The organism is Xanthomonas campestris pv. badrii (assembly GCF_012848175.1).
Taxonomy (GTDB): Bacteria; Pseudomonadota; Gammaproteobacteria; order Xanthomonadales; family Xanthomonadaceae; genus Xanthomonas; species Xanthomonas campestris_C.
The window spans coordinates 2,632,232-2,652,291 of record NZ_CP051651.1 but is presented as its reverse complement, the minus strand read 5'-3'; the positions used below and the strand labels follow the sequence as shown (position 1 = coordinate 2,652,291).

Here is a 20,060-nt window from a genome sequence, read left to right as displayed (position 1 = left end):
CATGGATGCCGGTGGTGGAGCCCATCTTTGCCCGGGAGGATCCAGATCCGACGCGTGGCCCGCGGGAAGTCGCGATGCTATATAGAAGGGTATGTCGACCCGCGACCCATCCCTGGATGCGCTGATCATTGGCGCCGGTCACAACGGCCTGGTATGCGCGGCCTACCTGGCGCGCGCCGGCAAGCGCGTGCTGGTGCTGGAGGCGCGTGAGGTGGTCGGCGGTGCGGCGGTTACCGAGCAGTTCCATCCCGGCTTTCGCAATTCCGTCGCGGCGTACACGGTGTCGTTGCTGCAACCCAGGGTCATCGACGAACTGGCATTGGAACGGCACGGCTTGCGCGTGGTGCCGCGACGCATCAACAACTTCCTGCCGCTCCCCGATGGCCGCTATCTGCTGGCAGGCGCGGGGCGGACGGCGCAGCAAGTCGCCAAGTTTTCTGCGCATGATGCAGCGGCATTGCCTGCCTACGAAGCGCGGTTGGAACAACTGGCCGATGTCCTGCGTTCCCTGGCCCTGCAGGCACCGCCGGATGTGACCGAGGGCGGCTGGTTGCAGGCATTGCCGCAGCTATGGCGCGCCGGCAAGGTCGGACTGCAGCTGCAGGGGTTGCCGCTGGCGCTACGACGCGAGTTGCTCGACCTGTTCACCGTCTCCGCCGCCGAGTATCTGGATCGCTGGTTCGAGAGCGCACCGATCAAGGCGCTGTTCGGCTTCGACGGCATCGTCGGCAACTACGCCAGTCCGTACACGCCGGGCACCGCGTACGTGTTGTTGCATCATGTGTTCGGTCAAAGCAATGGCGTCAAGGGCGCCTGGGGGCATGCCATCGGCGGGATGGGTGCGATCACCCAGGCCATGGCGGCCAGCGCCCGTGCAGCCGGCGCGCAGATCCGCACGGCGTGCGCGGTGGACCACGTACTGGTGGAACGCGGCCGCGCAGTGGGCGTGGTCACCGCCGATGGCCAGACCATCCGCGCGGCGTGCGTGGTGGCCAACGTCAATCCGAAACTGTTGTACCAGCGGCTGATGCGCACCGAAGACGTGCCTCACGACACGCGCGAGCGCATTGCGCATTACCGCTGCGGCTCGGGCACCTTTCGCATGAATGTCGCGCTGTCGCGCCTGCCGGACTTCACCGCGCTGCCGGGCGAGGGCGACCATCTCACCGCCGGCATCATCCTGGCGCCGAGCCTGGACTACATGGACCGCGCCTGGCACGACGCGCGGACATCGGGATGGTCGCGTGAGCCGGTGGTGGAGCTGCTGATCCCCAGCACCCTGGACGACAGCCTTGCACCGCCGGGCCAGCACGTGGCCAGCCTGTTCTGCCAGCACGTGGCACCGGTGCTGCCGGACGGGCGGCACTGGGACGACCATCGCGAGGAAGTAGCGGATTTGATGATCGCAACCGTCGAAAGCTACGCGCCCGGCTTTGCCGCATCGGTACTGGGCCGACAAAGTCTGAGCCCGCTCGACCTGGAACGGACCTTCGGGCTGATCGGCGGCGACATCTTCCACGGCGCCCTCAGCCTCAATCAACTCTTCAGCGCACGCCCGCTGCTGGGGCAGGGCGCCTACCGCGGCGCGATTCCCGGGCTCTATCTGTGCGGGTCCGGCACGCATCCGGGCGGCGGGGTGACCGGCGCGCCTGGGCATAATGCGGCGCGGGTGATTTTGGGCGGGTGATGCAGGGGCAGGGCAGGCTGCGTCAGGGCAGCACAAAAAGCCCCGGACGAGCCGGGGCCTGTGCGTGGCTGAGCGCGGTATCGAAGAGACGAGGCCGCCTTCGATACCCGTGCAATCAAAAGTCGTACGACGCAGTCAGACGCATGTAGCGCGGCTGGTTATAGCTCCAAGCTTCGGTGCCAAGCCCATAGATGTTGGACACGGTCCGGCGGCTGACTTCGTTAGTGCTGGACACGCGATTGACCGAGCGGTCATTGAGCACGTTAAACACATTCAATGCAAATGCCAGCTTGTGATCGGCAAATGCTGGCCGATAGGTGACGCCCAGATCCAGGTTCTTGATCCAAGGGGTCTCGCCGACGCTGCCTGTTGGAACCGGTTGCCCGTAGCAGTAGTGATACGAAGACCCATAACCGACCGGGTCGTAACTCAACTCTTCTGCGTTAGGTCCTGCGTAATAGCCCAGGCAGGATTTCGGCGTGCCGGACATCACCCGCACCGTCGCAGACGCCAGCCACTCTGGAGTGAATTGGTAGGCGCCAAATGCCTTCAACTGATGCCGACGGTCGTTGGCCAGGTTGCCACCCGCGTAGTACATCAACTGCGCCGCATCCCAGTCCTGGGTTTTGGAAATGTCTGCTTGCCCAAGATCCGACTTCACCTGTCCTTCGGTGTTGCCGTACAGGTGCGACCAGGTGTAGTCGACGCGGCCATACCACTTTTCGTCAAAGGGATGCTCGATAAACAGATCCACGGCGACGTAATTACGCTTGGCCTTGTCTGTAAAGCCCCAGTCGGACTGCGACATACGCAGCTGGGTATAGCCAGAGCCGTCGTTGTTGGCAAGGTTGTAGGTGTTGGTCTCGCCTGGGTTGAACATCACGCAACCCGGAATAGTCACGCTGCTGGCATCCCCCCCCGCTGCGGTGAGTGCATCGGACATACGGCCTGGATCGCAGACGTCATCGATTGCAGTTTGCAGCTTGCGATAGGTGACCTTGGCGCCCGAATTCCATTTCTCGCCGAGTGTTTTTTCGAATCCGATCAGGAATTCGTCCTGATATTGCGACTTGAGATCGCTCGGTGCGAATGAATTCGGATCGGGCGCCTGGCCATACTCTCCATTGGAGGACACCGGGCCGGGGCCGAGTGCAGTCAAGCCGGTCGGCTCACCATTGGCATCGATCCCCGAGTAGGTGAAGTACTCGTTTGTAAATGTCGAAGCGGACGCTCCGCGGATGGCCACCTGATTGGGTAAAGCCAGATAGTAGCGGCCGATGTTGGCGAACACCTTGAAAGAAGAGTCGCCAAAGACGTCCCAACTTGCGCCAAGGCGCGGGGCCCACTGGTCGCCGCTGTCCACATAGGCCACGTGGTCGCTGTTGTAGTTGGTGAACTTGTCGTTGCGAATACCCAGCGTCAGGAGCCAGTTGTCGCTGACCTGCCAACGATCTTCAAGGTAGTAGGCCTTTTGTTCGACGGACATGCTGGTTACCGTCGTGAGGATGCGGCGGTTTACAAAGTAGCCGTCGCCACCGGATGGGCCAACACCAAGCGCGCCGTTGATTGGTTCGCTTGGATCGTCCTGACTTCCGTAGATCCAACGATACCCCGGTCCACTAGTAAAGACACCTTCGTCGTAGGCGTTGAAGTACATATTGTCTACGCCAGCGGTGAGGTCGTGGTCGCCCAAGCGGTAGTTCAATTCCAGCCGAAGGTTGCGGCTCTTGTTGATCGGATCGCTCGCTTTGACTGAGGTCGTGGCTTGCCCGTTGGTAATGCGCCTGCCACCAGTGATTGACGGATCCTGCAGAGTCGGATTGGCGATGTTGGGAAGATCCGACGCTCCGGGGTTCCATTGCTGGTTGTGCTGGGTGTCGCGTCCCCAGGTCGCATTCAAGGTCAGGTCGTCGGTGATATAGCTGGTAAACTTCAGGATATCGACACTGTCTTTCAGCTTGTACGTATCGGTGAACAGCCCGGACGGACCCTGATCGGTATACGACGCATAGTCGTAATTGTTGTACACGCCCGAGCGTCTGTCATTGTTCTGGATGCGCGTATATTCGAGGATATTGCTATCGTTGATATTCCAGTCCAGCTTGCCGTAGAACTTTGGCGAACTATTTTCGTAATGGCTCCGTCCCTGATCGCGGGCCGCAGTCGCGATATTGGTGGTTGCTCCGTCGACTTTGTCGGATTCACCTGCCACGAAAATGAACAACCGATCTTCGATCAGTGGGCCACCTGCGTATGCGCTGTAAACGGTCCTGTTCTGCACGTCGCCCTTACCACGACGATAGATCGTACCGGGCAGATCATCATCTTCATAACCGTAGTTCGCCGGAAGTTGGCTATTTGGATACCAGGCATCGCCGCGTGAGCTCGCAAGCGATTTCGGCTCCCATACCGCCTGCGCTCCGAAATGCCACTCGTTGGTGCCGCGCTTGCCCACTTGGCTGATGACGCCGCCGGTCGAGCGGCCGTACTTCGCGCTATAGCCACCCGTATAGGTTTCTTGCTGGTCGATCGCGCCGTACGGAAGACTTAGCCCGCCAAGGTTGTTGAAAGGATTGGTGACGTTAACGCCGTTGATGTAATAGGCATTTTCTGTCACGCCAGCGCCGCCGAACGAGATAGTGGAGCGTGAGCCATTGTTGAAGGCGCCGCTTCCGGAAATTGCGCCCGGCGCGAGCAACGCAATCGCTTCGGCGCTACGGCCAAGCGGCAGTGTCGCCAGCTGTTCGGAGGTGATTACCGAGCGCGAGCTGGTGGAACTGACATCGATCTTGGGTTCGTTGGCGGCAGTGACGGTGATCGCGCCGAGCGTGGTTGCATCGGCATTGCTGCCCGCTGCGCTGGCGTCAGCGAACGAGACTTCGGTGCCGGAGCCCACGCGCAATTGCACATTCTTGCGGGTATCAATGACCTGGTCGCCGCGCTTGAGGATGACGGTGTAGGCGCCCACCGGTAGCGAGCCGAGGTTGTAACGGCCATTCGCATCGACGGTGATGGTGCGGCTCAGGCCGGTGTCGCTCTGCACAACGATGGTGCTACCGGCCTCAGAGGGAGCGCTACCGTAGATGCTGCCGGTGGTGCTCTGTGCATAGACCGCGCCATTGCTGAGGCAGGCGCCGAGAACGGCGGCGAGGGCGGTGCGTTTGAGAACATGGCGACGAAATTGCTTGCTCATTACTGACCTTTCGAGTGAAACCAGTTAAGGGACGGTCATCGGGGTGATGGATGGCCTTAACTCGAACGTAATGAAAATGTGCTTTTGGCCGCAAGCAGTTATGGCTATTCATTCACAAATTAGGTGCGATCCGCACGAGAAGTGCGGAAGTCCGCACAGTCATCGTGCAATCGATCTGCATGAAAGCGACCGCTGCCGTATGGGTGGCAGCACGGGCTCCATGAGACGAAAAATTGTGGTTTTGTTGAAACTAAATAGGCGAATCCTGCACTTCCTGAGGTCGACATCCATGCGGCCTCTCAAGGCCATTCGGGCCCGGACAAAAGAAGAAGCCCCGACCAGCGGGGCTTCTTCCAGGGCCATCATGCGCAGATCAGAACCTGACCGTGGTTCCCATATAGAAGAACCGACCAACGTTGTCGTACAGCGCGGAAGTGAAGTCCGAGCCGAAGTAGTTGCGCGGCGGATCCTTGTCGAAGGCGTTGTCGATGCCCAGGTAGACATCGATCTTCGAGCCGGGGAACCGATAGCCGAACTGGAAGTTGTGGTAGGTGTACGAGCCGTTCTTGATCGGGCTGGCCGAGCCCGGGTTGCTGTTGTAGCTCTCCGGAGTCACGCGCAGGTTGCCGTCCACATAGTTCATGTCCCAGGAGGCGCGCCATGCGTTCCAGTTGTACTTGGTCTGGAATTGCGCACGCCAGCGCGGGTCGGTCACGTAGGTCACGTACTCGTACTCGGCCGGGAAGTCCTGGAAGACCCAGTTGCGCACTGGATCGATCAGTTGCGTTCGCTGAGTAGCGGCTGAACCAGGTCTCGAATTTACCAAGCACTTTAATCACGTCCGCATTTGCGAAATACGTCGAGACGCGGCAATGAGCGGCTTTGGCCTGCGGCGGTACCGAGAGGGCGGGGCGTGGACTCAAGCCGGTAAACTGGGAGGCGTCGCGGGTGCACCCACGGGCGTCATCCCTCGCAACCGCCTACGAAGACACTGGATAAGCAATGGCAACGATGATCGAAAACCAAGCGTGCCCACGCGCCGGCGGCGCGCAGGACGGCGGCGCATGAGCGCAGAACGCAGGATTCCCGCGCATGCGGTGCAGGGCGCATTGGCGCCGCATCCGCGCATTCGCAACGTGATTGCGGTGGGGTCGGGCAAGGGCGGGGTGGGCAAGTCGACCACTGCGGTGAACCTGGCGCTTGCCCTGCAGCGGCAAGGTGCCCGCGTGGGCGTGCTGGATGCCGATATCTATGGTCCCAGCGTGCCGGCCATGCTGGGCCTGAGCGGGCGACCGGACAGCCCGGACAACAAGTCGATCGAGCCGCTGCGCGCGTTCGGGATCGAGGCGATGTCGATCGGCCTGCTGGTCGATCAGGACACCCCGATGATCTGGCGCGGACCAATGGCCACGTCCGCCTTGACCCAGCTGTTCAACGACACGCTGTGGGACGATCTGGACTACCTGCTGATCGATCTGCCCCCGGGCACCGGCGACATCCAGCTGACGCTGTCGCAGAAGATTCCGGTGGCGGGAGCGGTGATCGTCACCACCCCGCAGGACATTGCCACGCTGGATGCGCGCAAGGCCTTGAAGATGTTCGAAAAGGTGGAGGTGCCGGTGCTGGGCATCGTCGAGAACATGGCGGTGCATACCTGCAGCAACTGCGGGCATCGCGAGCATCTGTTCGGCGAAGGCGGCGGCGAGCGCATGGCGGCGCAGTACGGCGTGCCGTTGCTGGGGTCGCTGCCGCTGGAGATCGGTATCCGCGAACAGGGCGATGCGGGCCGGCCGATCGTGGTGGCGGCGCCGGAGTCGGTCGCGGCGCAGGCTTACCTGGCCGCTGCCACGCGCCTGGCTGAGGAACTGGGCAAGCGCCCGCGCGCCAGCATTCCGATTTCGGCCTCGCTGCTGTAGTACGCCGGCCGGCCGTCGATGCCGGCCGCTTGCTAGAATTCGCCGTCTTTCGCGCGGGCCGCCCGGCCTGCCGCCTTCCGTCTTCAAGGAACACCGCATGAGCATCAAGAGCGACCGCTGGATCAAGCGCATGGCCAAACAGCACGCGATGATCGAGCCGTTCGAACCCGGCCAGATCAAGCACGATGCCGCCGGGCAGCGCATCGTCAGCTTCGGCACGTCCAGCTATGGCTACGACGTGCGCTGCTCGCGCGAATTCAAGATCTTCACCAATATCAACTCGACGATTGTCGACCCGAAGCATTTCGATCCGGGCAGCTTTGTCGATATCGAATCGGATGTGTGCATCATCCCGCCCAACAGCTTCGCACTGGCACGTACGGTGGAATACTTCCGCATCCCGCGCGATACGCTGGTGGTGTGCCTGGGCAAGAGCACCTACGCGCGCTGCGGCATCATCGTCAACGTGACTCCGCTGGAGCCGGAGTGGGAAGGGCACGTGACCCTGGAATTCAGCAACACCACGCCGCTGCCGGCGCGCATCTACGCCAACGAGGGCGTGGCGCAGATGCTGTTCTTCCAGTCCGACGAAGTGTGCGAAACCTCGTACAAGGATCGCGGCGGCAAGTACCAGGGCCAGACCGGCGTGACCCTGCCGCGGACCTGACGGGTTGGCGCGGCCGTGGCCTTCAGCAGGTCGCGGCCGCCTTCTCGCGGTAGCGCAGCAATTGGCGCACACCGGCGGCGATCAGGAACACCGGCCACCAGGTCGCGATCAGGTTGCCCACATCCAACTGCGCCAACCCCAGGTTGTCCAGCAGAAACAACGCGCCCAGGACGATCAGGAACAGGGCAGGAATCAGACGGTAGTTCATGGCGACATCCTCGGTTGGTGTGAGGCCATGCTGCGCCCGCGGCGCCCGTCAATCAGGTGCCGGAAGTCAACAGTTGCAGATGACAGTCGTCATGTTGTCTCGCCAGTGAGCGCCTCAAGTGCGGTGATGCGTGATCAGGGCAGGCGATGCGGGTCTGGGCTGTCGGTGTTCGGTTATGTTGGGCGGGGCCGGGAGTGTCGGCTCAGACTGGCCGTCGGTAAATGCCCGAGGCTTCGCCCGTACCCTCATCCGCCCCTGCGGGGCACCTTCTCCCGAGGGGAGAAGGGCAGGCGCCATGTCGCTGCCGCAGAACGGTCACGCTAGCCATCAGCACCTAGGCGCCACTGTTTTGCGACTCCCCAATCCCGACTCCCGAATCCCAGCCCCACCTACTTCCCGCGCCCGAACAGCATCCCGATGCCGCAGGCGACCAGCGCGGCAGGCCACCACGTGGCGATCAGCCGGCCCAGACTGAGGTTGGTCCAGCCCAGGTTGTTGGCCAGGAACAGCAGGCCGACGAGGATCAGGATCAGCGCGGCAACGACGTTGGATTTCATGCGAGAGAGGCAGGTGGCGAACGGGCGCCTATCGTAGCCGCTGCGCCCACGCAGCGACACGCTGTTGCAGGGCGTCGGGGTCGAAGCGCTGCGCACTGCCGCTGCCCCACACCGGCCCCGGCCAGGCGGCATCGTCGGGATGACGGCCGACCAGGTGCACGTGCAGCTGGCGCACGATATTGCCCAGCGCGCCGATGTTGAGCTTGCTCACCGCAGGTTCGGCGCGCAGCAACTGCGAGAGCTGGTTGATTTCGGCCAGCAATAAACGCTGCTGGCCGCCATCCAGATCGATCCACTCGCTGGCATCGGCCACCCGCGGCACCAGCACCAGCCAGGGGAAGCGGGCGTCGTCCATCAGCCGCACCTGGGACAGCGGTCCGTCGGCGACGAACACGCTGTCGGCCGCCAGGCGTGCATCTAGCTCGAAACCGGTGGCCGCCGGCGACGGCTCGCTCATCCCAGGTGCGCCGCGAAGAAGCCCAGCGTGCGCTCCAGTGCCCGCTCGGCGCTGTCGGCGTCGTAATGGTTCGGGTCGATGCTGCGGTTGAAGGCGTGGCCGGTGGGATACACGAAGGTCTCCATCTGCGGCAGTTTTTCGCGGTGCGCCTGGATCGCCTCCGGCGGGATGCTGGCATCGCGCTCGCCGAAGTGGAACATCACCGGTGCCTTGGGGGTTTCGTCCAGCAGCTGGGTGTTGCGGCCGCCGTAGTAGCTCACCGACGGCAGCCCCAGGCGGATGGCCGACAGCAGCGCCACCGAGCCGCCCCAGCAGTAGCCCACCGTGCCCACCTTGCCGGCGCGGGTCAGCAGGGTGGCGGCGGATTTCACCACCTCCACAGCCCGCTCCAGGCCGACCGCATTGGCCAGTGCCAGGCCGCGCTGCAGGCTTTGCTGGTCGTAGGGCAGCTGCACATCCTTTTCTTCCAGATCGAAGAAGGCCGGCGCCAGCACCTCGTAGCCGCGCGCGGCATAGTCGTCGGCCACCGCGCGGATATGTTCGTTGACGCCGAAGATTTCCTGGATGACCACCAGGCCGCCGCGCGGGCTGGAGGCGGGGGTGGCGTGCCAGGCGGCGACCTGGCCGTCGGGGGTGTCGAGCGTAGTCCAGTGACCCATGGGGATTCCTGATGTGCAGCGAGGGAGGCGCGCATTATCGACCGGACCGGCATCGTGAAAAGTGAGGGTTTCGCAAAGCCGGCAGGGCTGGGGCGGCGCGGCGGTTCAGGGCGCTGCCCGCACGCCGCTATAATTGGCTTTGCCCAGGCCCCAGGCCGCTCCACTCCCAGGCTCCTGCTTCCATGTCCCAGCTGAACCCCAAAGTCGGCTTCGTCAGCCTTGGCTGCCCGAAGGCGCTCGTCGATTCCGAACGCATCCTCACCCAGCTGCGCGTGGAGGGCTACGACATCGTGCCCAGCTACGACGCCGCCGACGTGGTGGTGGTCAATACCTGCGGCTTCATCGATTCGGCGGTGACCGAATCGCTGGACGCCATCGGCGAGGCGATGAATGCCAACGGCAAGGTGATCGTCACTGGCTGCCTGGGCAAGCGCCCGGAGCGGATTCGCGAGGCCTACCCGCAGGTGCTGGCGGTGTCCGGCCCGCAGGACTACCAGAGCGTGATGGAAGCGGTGCACGCGGCGCTGCCGCCGCGTCATGACCCGTTCGTGGATCTGGTGCCCGACTACGGCATCAAGCTGACCCCGCGGCATTACGCTTACCTGAAGATTTCAGAGGGCTGCAACCACCGTTGCAGCTTCTGCATCATTCCCTCGATGCGCGGGGACCTTGCTTCGCGCCCGGTGGACGAGGTGCTGCGCGAGGCCGAGCGGCTGGTGCGTGGCGGGGTCAAGGAACTGCTGGTGGTGTCGCAGGACACCTCTGCCTACGGCGTGGATCTTAAGTACGCCGAGCGCCCGTGGCGCGACCGCATGTACCAGACCCGCATGAAGGCGTTGTGCGAAGGCCTGTCGGAACTGGGCGTGTGGACGCGCCTGCATTACGTCTACCCGTACCCGCACGTGGACGACGTGATCCCGCTGATGGCCGAAGGCAAGCTGCTGCCGTATCTGGATATCCCGTTCCAGCACGCCAGCCCGCGCATCCTGAAGTTGATGAAGCGCCCAGGCGCGGTGGAAAAGACGCTGGAGCGCGTGCAGCGCTGGAAGGCGATGTGCCCGGAGATCACCGTGCGCTCGACCTTTATCGTCGGCTTCCCTGGCGAGACCGATGCCGAGTTCGAATCGCTGCTGGAGTTCCTGGATCACGCACAGCTGGATCGCGTCGGCGCGTTCGCGTATTCGCCGGTGGATGGCGCCAGTGCCAATGCGCTGCCGGATCCGGTGCCGGAGGAGGTGAAGCAGGAGCGGCTGGCGCGCTTCATGGCCAGGCAGGCGGAGATTTCCGCCGCGCGGCTGGAAGCCAAGATCGGCAGCGTGCAGCAATGCCTGGTCGACCTGATCGAAGACGACATCGCCGTGGCGCGTTCGCGCGCCGATGCGCCGGAGATCGATGGCCTGGTGCATATCCAGAACGGCGGCGAGCTTGGCCTGAAGGTCGGCGACCTGGTCGATGTGGAGATCACCGACAGCGACGAGCACGACCTGTTTGGCGATGCGCTGCCGTCGGATCGTGCGGTGCAGCCAGGCCGCGCGTTGAACCTGCAAATGGTCTAGCCCCCGTGGCCTGCCAGCGGCGGGCCGGGCGATCAAGGCTCTCGTGGGTGCAGAGCCATCGGCGCATACGCTGCATGGGCACGTCAGCCCGCAGGAGCGTGCCTGCGCGCGACGGGGCTTGCTACGCAGAACCGGAGTGAGGCGTACACCCCGATTCCCGGCGCCGGCCGCGCTCGCGTGGCGGTCAGCGCAGTCGTTTTCTCAACCGCCCTGAAGCGCCGCGTACTCCACTGCCACCACCACGAACGTGTGCTTGCCCGCCGGCAACTGCGCCTCGAACTCGTCGTCCACGCGTTTTTTGAGGAGCGCGCGGGCCAGTGGCGAATCGATGCTGATCCAGCCGCGCGCGGCGTCGGTTTCGTCCGGGCCGACGATGCGATAGCGCAGCAGCTCGCCGCTGTCGGCGTCTTCCAGCTCCACCTGCGCACCGAAGAACACCGCCTGTGGGTCGGTGGGCGCGGTGTCCACCACCCGCAGCGCTTCCAGGCGTTTGCTCAGGTAGCGCACCCGGCGGTCGATCTCGCCGAGCTGCTTCTTGCGGTAGGTGTATTCGGCATTTTCCGAGCGGTCGCCCTCGGCGGCCGCCGCCGCCAGGGCGCGCACCACCTCCGGCCGACGCACGCGCCACAGCTCCTCCAGCTCGACCTTCAGGCGCGCATGTCCTTCGGGCGTGATCAGCGCAGTGCTTTTTTCAGCGGGCGGGCGCCAGCGGCTCATGGGCAGGCTTGGGGGGAAGGGAGGGGCGCGATGCTAGCGCGCATGCTCCACTTGCGCATCTGTCGCCGCACGGCGAAGCTTTGCGCCATTCTCAAGACACGGACGTCGTTATGGTGATCATGCCGCTGCACAAACCCTGGTCGCGTCACAACATCCCGTGGGTGACGCTGCTGCTGGTGCTGATCAATGTCGTCGTCTATGTCGGCTATCAGCGCAAGGACGACGACCTGGTCGAGAACGCCGTGCGGTATTACGTCGACTCCGGGCTGGGCACGCTGGAAGCGCAGGCGCATGCGCGCTACCTGGAGCGCACCGCCGATGCCAGGCTGCGCACGGCGCGCCAGGCCAGGCTGGAGGCGCTGCCCGCACCTCAGCGTGTCGCCTACCTGGCGCACCTCACCCTGCACGATGTCGCCTTCGGGCAGGCACTGCGCGAAGGCACGCTGTTCAAGGACGACGAGCAGCGGCGCGAGTGGCGCGGTCTGCGTGCGCCCTACGACGCGCGCCTGGCGCGGGTGTTCACCCTGCGCCATCTGCAACGCAGTTCGGAGTGGTCGCCGCAGCGGATGCTCTCGGCCACCTTCCTGCATGCCAACGCCGATCACCTGTTCGGCAACATGGTGTTCCTGCTGGCGCTGGGCACCTTGCTGGAAGGGGCGATCGGCAGCGGCTGGTTCCTGCTGCTGTATCTGCTGGGCGGCTTCGGCGCCAGTGCGGCCAGCCTGTGGTGGCGCTGGGGCGAGCCCGGTGGTGGGCTAGGGGCATCTGGTGCGATCGCCGCCCTGATGGGCGCGTTCTGCGTGGTCTGGGGGCGGCGCCGGGTACGGTTCTTCTACTGGTTCTTCGTGGTGTTCAACTACGTGCGCGGGCCGGCCATCCTGCTGCTGCCGCTGTGGTTGGGCTGGGAGCTGTACAGCCTGCTGGGCAGCGGCAGCGAGGGGGTCGCATTCGAAGCGCATGCCGGCGGCCTGGTCAGCGGTGCATTGCTTGGTGCGGTGCTGGTCGCGGTGCGGCAGACCCGGCCGGCTTTCATGGACGAGCAGGATGCCGCGCAGCGCGACGACCGTTGGGAGCGCGCGCAACGGCATCTGGGACGCATGGAAAACCAGGAGGCCGAACGCCTGCTGGCCGAGCTGGCCGGCGAGAGCCCGCAGAGTCTGGAGATCGCGCTGGCCCGCTATCGCGTGGCACGCAATGCCGGCCGCCAGCAGGAAGCCGTGCGACACGCGCACATGCTGATGTGCCTGCCCACGCACACTGCCGAGCAGACACGCCTGCAACTGGGCGTGGCCGCGGAGCTCGGCAAGGACCGCGCCGAGCTGGAGTTGCCGGCGCGCCTGGCGCTGGTGGATGCCTGCCTGCGCAACGGCTTGCTGGCCGATGCCGAGCGCCTGTTGAAGGAGTGCGACAGCACCGCGCCGCGCGCCGAGCTTGCCCAGCGCTGGTTCGTGCTGGCGCTGCGCCACGGCGAATTGCAGGCTGGCGAACAGCGCGCACGGTTGTTACGGCTGGTGCTGGAGCAATTTCCCGAACAGGGGCAGGCGAGCAAGGCGCGGTTTCTGCTGGAAAACGGCTGAGCCGGCGGCGCTGCAAGGGCGAAGCGTAGACGAGCCCCTGCAGCGTGCTGCGGTCACAACGCTGCGCGCACCCTGCTGGCTGGTTGCGAATCGAACTGACCGATCACGCCGGCTGGATGGCCACCGCACGTAACGCCGCTTCCAGCTTGGTACGTTGGGCAGCGTCGTCGCACTGTTCCAGCGCCTGCTGCAGCACCGCACGTGCCTGCTCGTCGCGACCAAAACGCTCGGCCAGCATCAGGCCTGCGTCCAGCGACCAGGCCGGCAGCATGCGCTCGCGCGGCCAGGCGGCGATGGCGGCCATCAGGCCATCGGTGGCCAGCTGGAACTGGCCGGCCATCTTGGCGCGCTCGGCCAGCAGGGTGGCCTGCTCCGGCGTCAACGGCGTAAACGTTGCATCCAGATCCAGCGCCTCGCGTTGCAGTGCCAGCGCGCGGCGCTCCTGTTTTTCCTGCAGCAGGCGGTTGATGTACTGGCGGGTGTGTTCGCGCAACTCGTCGTTGCGGTGATGCTGACGGAGCAGGCGCTGATACAGCTCGTGCACTGCCAGGCTCACTGCGCGCGAGCGCACCGCACCGCGCAAGGCCTGGAAGGCTTCGTCGGAATGGCCGTCACGCAGGTACTGGTCTGCCTCGTCGAGCAGGCGCTGGTCCGGGTCGGTGCGTTCGTGCGCAGCCCCGCCGCTGGGCACGTAGCCCAGCTCTTCGTGGTACTGGTACACCAGATACCCCAGCAGGTGGAAGCTGGCGAACAGGGCCCAGATCGAGGTCATCATCACGGTTGCCTCGCGCACGAGCGGGGGCAGGAATTTCAGTGCGAAGAACACCGCAGCCGTGCCGCTGCCCTGGATCACGTAGAGCAGGCCGTAGGCAGCCAGATACGGCCAGCCGATGCGCAGCGCCATGTCGATCGAGACGGCCGGGTTGAGTGCACGGCGCAGGCTGCCGTCGATGGCGAGCGAGATCAGCATGCCGGGCAACAGCAGGATGGTGCCCAGATAGGCGAGGGTCAGCCCGAACGGGCCGGCGATTGCGGCGGCCACGCCGATCACGACGCCCAGTGCGATGGCCAGCAGGATCAGGCGCAGCACCGCGCTGTCGAAGCTGTCGTAGCCGAGCCTGGGGGCGTCGGGCTGACCGTCGGCGGTATGGCGCAGGATGTCGAAGGCGTAGGTGTAGGTCGCCATGCCCAGCACGCCCATGACCACCAGAGTCAGGATGCCCGGCAGCACGAGCAGTGCGCTGCACAGCGTCAGCGCGATCAACGCGTAGAGCGCCGAGCCACGCAGCGGGTAGGTGGCGATGGACGGAATGCGGGTCCAGAACGGTGCGGGCGCAGCCTGCGCGGCAACCGTGCGTGCGCGAAAACGATCTTCCATGACGCTCCCCAAGCGTGTGATGTGAAGGGATTGTGCGGTGCCGCGTGGCGCCATGCAATTGGAGCGTGCCGCCGCGGACGGCGGAGTTTGGTGACGCCCGGAACTGGCAGCGGCGCGCTGGCTGCGGCAGCGCTCGACCTAGTTGGAAACCGGGTTGCCTGGTGCCCGGAGACCGGTGCGGCGGCCGCCGGCAGGGCAGTTTCGCCGAGATTGCACGTCCCTGGGCGGCCTGCGAGGACGAGCCTGTCCGTCGCGCGCCCTGTTGTGGCCGACGCGGGTGGGTCGATGGCCCACGTAAACTCCCTCCTTGGTGCCGTGCCGCATCTGCCGGCGATGGCACGTTTCTCTCAACAGTTGTCGCGGTCGGCGCGATAGCAATATTGCCGCGCCGCACGACAATCACTTAGTTCCACAAGGAGTCTCTTTTGGATCCCACCGCTACCGGCAACCCCCAGGTCCGCCTGCGCAGCATCGATGTGCTGTCCGACAACTGGTATGTGCTGCGCAAGGTCACCTTCGATTTCCAGCGCAAGGACGGCCGTTGGCAGACCCTGTCGCGCGAGGCCTACGACCGCGGCAATGGCGCCACCATCCTGCTCTACAGCCGCGCCAGGCAGACGGTGATGCTCACACGGCAGTTCCGCCTGCCGACGCTGCTCAACGGCAACCCGGACGGAATGTTGATCGAAGCCTGTGCCGGCCTGCTCGATCAGGACGATGCGTTGACCTGTATCCGCAGGGAGACCGAAGAGGAAACCGGCTACCGCATCGACAACGTGCGCAAGGTCTTTGAGGCTTTCATGAGCCCGGGCTCAGTCACCGAGCGGCTTTATTTCTTCGTCGGCGAATACTTCGACGGGGACAAGGTGAGCGACGGCGGCGGCGTCGAAGAGGACGGTGAGGAGATCGAGGTGCTGGAACTGTCACTCGACGATGCGCTGGCGATGATCGGCTCCGGCGAGATTGCCGATGCCAAGACCATCATGCTGCTGCAATACGCCAAGTTGCACGGGGTGCTGGTATAGGCAGCGTATGCGCATCCTTTGAGCGCAGCGTTGCTAGACGGTGCGTGTACTGCGTTGGCGCCCGTAAGCGCTGCTAAATCCCGGGCGTTGCGTGTCACAGTGGCAGATCCGTAGAAGTGGAACTGTAACGGCCAAGCCACTAAGCACGGCTAACAAAACGTCGCTAGCGGTCGTCAGGTAGGGCGGCGTGGAGGAGCCGGAGTGCATAAGTGGTACATGCCGATCCCGAGCACCCACCGCGCCCGCCTGGCGGCGGCGCAGTAGTTTTGTTAAATGCTCAAAGAGGCACGCTTGTCACTTGCCGTAGTCCTTCGCGCAAATAGAAGGCGCGTCGTAATTAGTGCACTTTTCTAAGCACCTTGTCGTCGTATTCTGGTGATCTGCCACTGTGGCAGTTATTGCCGTCCTGAGCGAGAAGATATATGGGGTGTTTATGGTCTGAAGTGAGTTGATCTTCTTCAACGGCAAACCCGTAAATGTTCGGTCCGACCATCGGATCGTTGACGTCCATGAAGTTAAGTGTCAGACAGCTACCGCTGTTCTCGTCCAGGTCCCAGAAGCCGGTAATCGTCCGCGGTGGATCATTCAATTGGCCGCCAGCGATGCAGATGGTTTTCAACGTATAGCGCTGCATGTCTCTGCTCGGCGTCGGCATCGAAAGAAAAAGCTCGGCGCTGACAGTCTGGCAGTCTTGCGTGTAGGAGCTGAGTTTCCCTATGTACGTACCGGTCAGCAGCTGCTGACGCTGTAGAGGCCACAGGTCATTCGGGTTTGTCTGTTCAGCTGAGGCCGTGCTGGCGACGCCGATTGCGGTGGCGATCGTGCAAGCCAGTAAGGTCTTCATTGCATCCTTGCTCATGGCGCTTCCTCTTCTCAGTGTCGCACTCAACGCTTCCCACCAAAAATACTTCCAAAAATGCCACGCACGATCTGCTGGCCGATCTTGCTACCGATGGTGCGCGATGTCTGCTTGGCCATCGTTTCCAGCATGCCCTGGCGACGTCCGGTGCCGAACACGGCGTCCTTGACCGCTTTTCCGAAACCGCTGTCCTGCGTTTCCTCGTCCTCGCGGGTGCGGGCAGGCGGGGCGGCAGTCTGCTCCGCGACCTGTTCGACGCGGCGTGCCAGCAGTTCGGCGGCCGATTCGCGGTTGATGGCCGTGTCGTAGCGCGTGCCGACCGGGCTGGCCGCACGCACCTGTGCGCGTTCGGGCGCGCTGATGGCACCCATGCGGCAGCGCGGCGGGGCGATCAGGGTCTGCTGCACCGGCGCCGGCACACCCTTGCCCTGCAACGGCGAAACCAGTGCTTCGCCGGTGCCGAGGCTGGAAATGGCCGAGGCCACATCGAGCCTGGGATTGGCCACGAAGGTCTGCGCCGCCGTCTTGACCGCCTTCTGGTCGCGCGGCGTGTAGGCGCGCAGTGCGTGCTGCACGCGATTGCCGAGCTGGCCGAGGATGGTGTCGGGAATATCGTCGGGAAACTGCGAGCAGAAATAGATGCCCACGCCCTTGGAACGGATCAGCCGCACCACCTGTTCGATGCGCTGCACCAGCGCGGCTGGCGCATCGTCGAACAGCAGGTGCGCCTCGTCGAACACGAATACCAGCTTGGGCTGTTCCACGTCGCCCACTTCCGGCAAGCCTTCGAACAGCTCGGACAACAGCCACAGCAGGAACGTGGAATACAGCTTGGGCTTGAGCACCAATTGGTTGGCCGCCAGGATGCCGATCACGCCGCGGCCGTCCGGTGCCACGCGCATCAGCTCGGCAAGCTCCAGCGCCGGTTCGCCGAAGAACTGCTCGCCGCCGTCTTGCGACAGGCGCAACAGTGCGCGCTGGATCGCGGCCACCGACTGCGCCGACACCAGCCCGTAACTGGTGGACAACTCCTTGCGTTCTTCCACCACCAGCGCCAGCAGTGCCCGCAGGTCGTCCAGATCCAGCAGCAACAGGCCGCGGTCGTCGGCGAGCTTGAACACGATGTCCAGCACGCCGGACTGGGTGTCGTTGAGTTCCAGGATGCGCGCGAGCAGGGTGGGGCCCATCTCGCTCACGGTGGTGCGTACCGGGTGACCGAGCTGCCCATACAGGTCCCAGAACACCACCGGGCTGGCGGCCGGCGCGTAGTCGGCAATGCCCACATCCGTGGCGCGCTGCAGCACGCCGCGCGCGCCGTCGCCGGCCACTGCCAGGCCCGCCACGTCGCCCTTCACGTCTGCCAGGAACACCGGTACCCCCAGCCGCGAGAAGCCCTCGGCCAGGGTCATCAGGGTCACCGTCTTGCCGGTGCCGGTGGCGCCAGCCACCAGGCCATGCCGATTGCCGAAGCGGCCTTCCAGGATGACCGGGATGTCGTCGGTGACGCCTTTGCCGAGCAGGAACGAGGCCATTGCACTGATCCGGTGAAGAAAGACCGGATTCTAGCGGGCAACGGTGGCAGGCCAGCCGGACGGGCCACCCATGACTCGCCCGAATGTGCGGACGAAGGAGCAGACCCGGGCAGCGGGTCCATCGACCTGCCCGCCGCGCGTCGAAATACCCCGATCTGCAGACGATCGTCGCGGCCGGGATGCTCGCCAAGCTAACGGGCCACTGACCCTGGCGGCTGCCGCGCCTTGCCCCGGTGTTGCCCCGGCGGCTACCCTGCCTGCCTTTCCGCTGTACTGCCGACGATGCCGCTCGCTCATTCTGGTTTGCGCCCATGGCCTGTTCTGGCCGTGCTGGCGCTGTTGTCTCTCGCTCCTTCCGCCCAGGCCCTGTCCAAGCGCGATACCGAAAAGGTCGCCGCGCTGGACGCACGCATGGCCGCCGCCGAGAAGCGCTACCGCGACGCGCTGGTGCTGGTGAACAACGCCGACCCCAAGGGCACCGCCGAAGGCGACGCCGCGCTGGAGGACATGGAGGATGTCATCGACGCCTGCATCAAGCAGCGCGGTTGCCTGGTCTCCAACCAGCTGGCGACATACAAGCGGTTGCTGAAGGCGCGCGCCGACGCAGAGGCGCAGGCCGCAGAGGACCCGGAAGACGACGACACCTTGCTGCAGGCCGACCCCGACCATCTCGGCCCGGCTGCCAACGGCGTGCCCGAGGCCGCACGTGCCGCCTCGTTGCTCAACGACCAGCGCCACGCCTTCGACAAGATGGTGCAATACAACCCGGCCGTGCAGGCCGGCATCCGTCGCTGGTTGACCGACATGCGGCCGGCGCTGATGACCAGCTACGAGAACTACAGCAACCTGCGTGGGGTGATGTGGCCGGAATGGCAGAAGCGCGGCCTGCCCGAGGCGCTGCTGTTCGGCATCATGGCCAAGGAATCCAACGGCAAGGTGCACGCCAACTCGCGTGCCGGCGCCGCCGGGCTGATGCAGTTCATGCCCGCCACCGGCCGGCGCTTCGGACTGGGCCCGGATGGCACCGGCTTCGACACTCGTTTCGACGCGCGTAGCGCGGCCGAAGCCAGCGCCGCCTATCTCAACGAGCGCATGGCCGGGCTCAACCGCAGCATCGAGCTGGCACTGGCTGCCTACAACGGCGGTGAAGGTCGCGCGGCGCGCGTGTTCGCGCAGTCCGGCGGACGCGGTTTCTGGGAGCAGGACGTCTATAACCAGTTCCCGGCCGAAACCAAGGACTACGTGCCGATGGTGATCGCCGCGGCGTGGATCTTCCTGCACCCGCGCCAGTACGGCGTGGACTTTGCCAAGCTCGACGCGCAACCGGCCACCATCAAGCTGGCCAAGTCGAGCTCCATCTACGAGCTCACCATTTGCCTGGGCAGCATGGGCACGCGCGATGGCTACATGCGCGCGCTGCGCAATCTCAATCCGCGTTACGAGCCCGATGGCTGGATGCCGGCCGGCACCGTGATCAATGCCACCAACCGCATCGCCAGCCTGTACACGCGTTACTGCGTCAACGGCCCGCGCGCGGACCTGGCGCGCACCCTGGTCACTGCCGATCTCAACAGCGCAATCGTCCGTAGCAGCAGCGCCCCCGAATACACCCCTAGCGTGGCGGTGGGCGACCTCAGCCCGATGGCCGGCGTGCCGACCACCGTGGCCACCGGCCAGCCGGCGGTCGCCAAGCCCAAGGCCAGGCAGGTGCGCAGCTACACCATCGCCAAGGGCGACACGCTGGGCCGCGTCGCCAACAAGTACCAGTGCGAGATCAAGGAGCTGGCCAAGGCCAACGGCCTGAAGGCACCGTCGTATGCGCTCAAGCCGGGGCAGAGCATCAAGCTGGCCGGTTGCGATCGCTGACTTGCGTCAAGCGGTGCCGCGTCGGCACGCCCCGAGCCGGGTCGCGCTCCTGTAGGAGCGGACCTGGCCGCGACGAAGCGATCCCGCTAGCTCCTGCGTAAGCGAGGGCGCTCTACGTCGAAGGCTGGGTCTACATCGAAAGCTGGGAGTGCGACACGCGCCTGCGCACGAAGCGCCATCGAGAACGCCCTGTTGCGGCCAGGTCC

Annotated in this window: 16 protein-coding genes, 1 other RNA gene and 1 pseudogene; 7 read left to right on the top strand and 11 right to left on the bottom strand. The window is 64.7% G+C overall.

Going from position 1 to position 20,060, the window contains the following annotated elements; translation table 11 throughout:
- Positions 1-91: 91 nt before the first annotated feature.
- Positions 92-1,687, top strand: a complete 1,596-nt coding sequence (locus HG421_RS11210; protein ID WP_169706437.1) for a phytoene desaturase family protein — start codon at positions 92-94, stop codon at positions 1,685-1,687.
- 115 nt (positions 1,688-1,802) lie between these two features.
- Here the strand turns inward: HG421_RS11210 and HG421_RS11205 are convergent, their stop codons facing one another.
- A complete protein-coding gene (locus HG421_RS11205; protein ID WP_169706436.1) occupies positions 1,803-4,880 on the bottom strand; it encodes a TonB-dependent receptor in 3,078 nt (1,025 codons plus the stop codon).
- A 373-nt stretch (positions 4,881-5,253) separates the two neighbouring features.
- Positions 5,254-5,667: pseudogene (locus HG421_RS11200) on the bottom strand (TonB-dependent receptor); the annotation flags it as partial.
- Between the two features lie 277 nt (positions 5,668-5,944).
- Between HG421_RS11200 and apbC the strand changes: the two are divergent.
- Positions 5,945-6,796 carry an iron-sulfur cluster carrier protein ApbC gene (apbC, locus tag HG421_RS11195; RefSeq protein ID WP_169706435.1) on the top strand — a complete coding sequence of 284 codons (852 nt, stop codon included), beginning with the start codon at positions 5,945-5,947 and terminating at the stop codon, positions 6,794-6,796.
- Positions 6,797-6,893: 97 nt separating this feature from the next.
- Positions 6,894-7,463 carry a dCTP deaminase gene (gene dcd, locus HG421_RS11190; protein WP_169706434.1) on the top strand — a complete coding sequence of 190 codons (570 nt, stop codon included), beginning with the start codon at positions 6,894-6,896 and terminating at the stop codon, positions 7,461-7,463.
- Positions 7,464-7,485: 22 nt separating this feature from the next.
- Here the strand turns inward: dcd and HG421_RS11185 are convergent, their stop codons facing one another.
- From HG421_RS11185 to HG421_RS11170, 4 genes are all read right to left on the bottom strand, one after another.
- On the bottom strand, positions 7,486-7,671 hold the full coding sequence (locus tag HG421_RS11185) for a LiaF transmembrane domain-containing protein (RefSeq protein WP_169706433.1): 186 nt from the start codon (positions 7,669-7,671) through the stop codon (positions 7,486-7,488).
- A gap of 389 nt (positions 7,672-8,060) precedes the next feature.
- Positions 8,061-8,228: a LiaI-LiaF-like domain-containing protein gene (locus HG421_RS11180; protein WP_003486900.1), complete on the bottom strand. Its 168-nt coding sequence runs from the start codon at positions 8,226-8,228 to the stop codon at positions 8,061-8,063.
- Positions 8,229-8,256: 28 nt separating this feature from the next.
- On the bottom strand, positions 8,257-8,685 hold the full coding sequence (locus HG421_RS11175) for an HIT domain-containing protein (RefSeq protein ID WP_169706432.1): 429 nt from the start codon (positions 8,683-8,685) through the stop codon (positions 8,257-8,259).
- On the bottom strand, positions 8,682-9,344 hold the full coding sequence (locus tag HG421_RS11170; RefSeq protein WP_169706431.1) for a dienelactone hydrolase family protein: 663 nt from the start codon (positions 9,342-9,344) through the stop codon (positions 8,682-8,684). Before HG421_RS11170 ends, HG421_RS11175 begins: the two co-directional genes overlap by 4 nt.
- Before the next feature lie 182 nt (positions 9,345-9,526).
- Between HG421_RS11170 and rimO the strand changes: the two genes are divergently transcribed.
- Positions 9,527-10,900 carry a 30S ribosomal protein S12 methylthiotransferase RimO gene (gene rimO, locus HG421_RS11165; protein ID WP_169706430.1) on the top strand — a complete coding sequence of 458 codons (1,374 nt, stop codon included), beginning with the start codon at positions 9,527-9,529 and terminating at the stop codon, positions 10,898-10,900.
- A gap of 201 nt (positions 10,901-11,101) precedes the next feature.
- On the opposite strand, the gene greB is transcribed toward rimO, so the two are convergent.
- The gene (greB, locus tag HG421_RS11160; RefSeq protein ID WP_169706429.1) at positions 11,102-11,617 is read right to left on the bottom strand and encodes a transcription elongation factor GreB; all 516 of its coding nucleotides are present in this window, start codon (positions 11,615-11,617) and stop codon (positions 11,102-11,104) included.
- Between the two features lie 110 nt (positions 11,618-11,727).
- Between greB and HG421_RS11155 the strand changes: the two genes are divergently transcribed.
- Positions 11,728-13,194, top strand: a complete 1,467-nt coding sequence (locus tag HG421_RS11155) for a rhomboid family intramembrane serine protease (RefSeq protein WP_169706428.1) — start codon at positions 11,728-11,730, stop codon at positions 13,192-13,194.
- A 103-nt stretch (positions 13,195-13,297) separates the two neighbouring features.
- Here HG421_RS11155 and HG421_RS11150 read toward each other — a convergent pair whose 3' ends face one another.
- On the bottom strand, positions 13,298-14,572 hold the full coding sequence (locus tag HG421_RS11150) for a DUF4013 domain-containing protein (protein WP_169706427.1): 1,275 nt from the start codon (positions 14,570-14,572) through the stop codon (positions 13,298-13,300).
- A 425-nt stretch (positions 14,573-14,997) separates the two neighbouring features.
- Between HG421_RS11150 and nudK the strand changes: the two genes are divergently transcribed.
- Positions 14,998-15,597, top strand: a complete 600-nt coding sequence (gene nudK / locus HG421_RS11145; protein WP_169706426.1) for a GDP-mannose pyrophosphatase NudK — start codon at positions 14,998-15,000, stop codon at positions 15,595-15,597.
- A 147-nt stretch (positions 15,598-15,744) separates the two neighbouring features.
- On the opposite strand, the gene HG421_RS11140 is transcribed toward nudK, so the two are convergent.
- The 3 genes from HG421_RS11140 to HG421_RS11130 form a co-directional block, all read right to left on the bottom strand.
- A non-coding RNA gene (locus HG421_RS11140) (sX9 sRNA) lies at positions 15,745-15,815 on the bottom strand.
- A gap of 119 nt (positions 15,816-15,934) precedes the next feature.
- Positions 15,935-16,456, bottom strand: coding sequence for a hypothetical protein (locus HG421_RS11135; protein ID WP_169706425.1), 522 nt, complete (start codon positions 16,454-16,456; stop codon positions 15,935-15,937).
- 26 nt (positions 16,457-16,482) lie between these two features.
- Positions 16,483-17,988 carry a helicase HerA-like domain-containing protein gene (locus HG421_RS11130; protein WP_169706424.1) on the bottom strand — a complete coding sequence of 502 codons (1,506 nt, stop codon included), beginning with the start codon at positions 17,986-17,988 and terminating at the stop codon, positions 16,483-16,485.
- A 282-nt stretch (positions 17,989-18,270) separates the two neighbouring features.
- Here HG421_RS11130 and HG421_RS11125 point away from each other — a divergent pair, with 282 nt between their 5' ends.
- Positions 18,271-19,854 carry a transglycosylase SLT domain-containing protein gene (locus tag HG421_RS11125; protein ID WP_169706423.1) on the top strand — a complete coding sequence of 528 codons (1,584 nt, stop codon included), beginning with the start codon at positions 18,271-18,273 and terminating at the stop codon, positions 19,852-19,854.
- The last annotated feature ends 206 nt before the right edge of the window (positions 19,855-20,060 follow it).